Origin of the sequence: Streptomyces glaucescens, from assembly GCF_002154375.1 — a bacterium.
GTDB classification, from domain to species: Bacteria; Actinomycetota; Actinomycetes; order Streptomycetales; family Streptomycetaceae; genus Streptomyces; species Streptomyces glaucescens.
In genome coordinates this window covers 1-1,425 of sequence record NZ_MUND01000834.1, presented here as the reverse complement: position 1 = coordinate 1,425, position 1,425 = coordinate 1, and the positions used below count along the sequence as shown (strand labels likewise).

The window sequence follows — 1,425 nt, the reverse complement described above, 5'->3', positions numbered from 1 at the left end:
CGCCGGGCTGCGCGGCCTCGGCCGGGAAGGGTACGGACTCACCGTCTCCCCCCGCTCCGTCCTGCTCCGCGCGGCCCACCCCACGGGGCTGCTCCGCGGCGTGCAGACCGTCCGCCAGCTCCTGCCGGACCAGGCCCTGATCCCCGCCGAAGGCGCGGACGGCGAGCGGGTCGACCGCTGGGAGCTTCCCTGCACCGAGATCACCGACGTGCCGCACCGTCCCTGGCGCGGCCTGATGCTCGACGTGGCGCGCCACTTTCACGACGCCGACACCCTCCGCCGCCACGTCGACCTGCTCGCACTGCACAAGCTCAATGTCCTGCACCTCCACCTCACCGACGACCAGGGGTGGCGGATGCCGGTCGCCGCATACCCCCGGCTGACGACGGTGGGTGCCCGCCGCGCCCGCTCCATGACCGACCCAGCGGGCGCCACCGGCTCCGTGGGTACCACCGGCTTCGACGACCGCCCGCACGGCGGCGCCTACACCCGCGCCGAACTCACCGGCCTGGTCGCCTACGCGGCCCGGCGGGGCGTCAGCGTGGTGCCGGAGACAGAGATGCCCGGACACGTCCGCGCCGCCCTCGCCGCCTACCCCCACCTCGGCAACCACCCGGACCGCGCGCTCGACGTGTGGACCCGCTGGGGGGTCTGCGACACCGTCCTCGGCGTCCACGACGCCGTACTCGACTTCGTGCACGACGTCCTCGGCGAGGTCATGGACGTCTTCCCTTCGCCGTACATCCACCTCGGAGGCGACGAGTGCCCCACCACCGAGTGGGAGGAGAGCCCCACCGCCAGGGCCCGCGCCGCCGCCGAGGGACTCTCCCGCCCCGCCGACCTCCACGGCTGGCTCCTCGGCCGGGCCGGATCGTACCTGCGGGAGCACGGCCGCCACCCCGTCGCCTGGGCCGAGACCGGCAGCGCCCTTCCGCCCGGCTTCACCGCGATGAGCTGGCGTGAACCCGCCCACGCCGCCGAAGCCCTGCGCCGCGGGCACGACGTCGTCCTCACCCACCACCGCACCACCTACCTCGACTACGCACAGGACGACGACCCCGGCGGTACGCCCGTCCAGCCCGGCCCCGTCGTCGACCTGCGCACCGTCCACCGCGGCGACCCCGAACCGACGGCCCCGGCACCCGGCGGCGGACGGGTCCTCGGCACCCAGGCACAGATCTGGACCGAGTTCGCCCCCACGGCCGCCGACCTCGACCGCCTGGCCTACCCCCGGCTGTGTGCACTCGCCGAGCGGGCCTGGACCGGCCCCACCACCTGGACGGACTTCACCAGGCGGTTGACCGCGCACACCCGGCGGCTGGACGCCCTCGGCGTCCGCCGTCACCACCTCCCGACCACGCCGCCGTCCAGCGCGGCGTCCGCCCGTACGGCGCCCTCCGCGCGACCCCCCACCCAACACACCAC

Annotated in this window: 1 protein-coding gene; it reads left to right on the top strand. The window is 75.4% G+C overall.

The genetic code is table 11. The features are described 5' to 3' along the window. Positions 1 to 1,425 (top strand): beta-N-acetylhexosaminidase (locus tag CCN42_RS37950; RefSeq protein ID WP_107427718.1); only part of this gene is annotated, 1,425 nt, incomplete at both ends.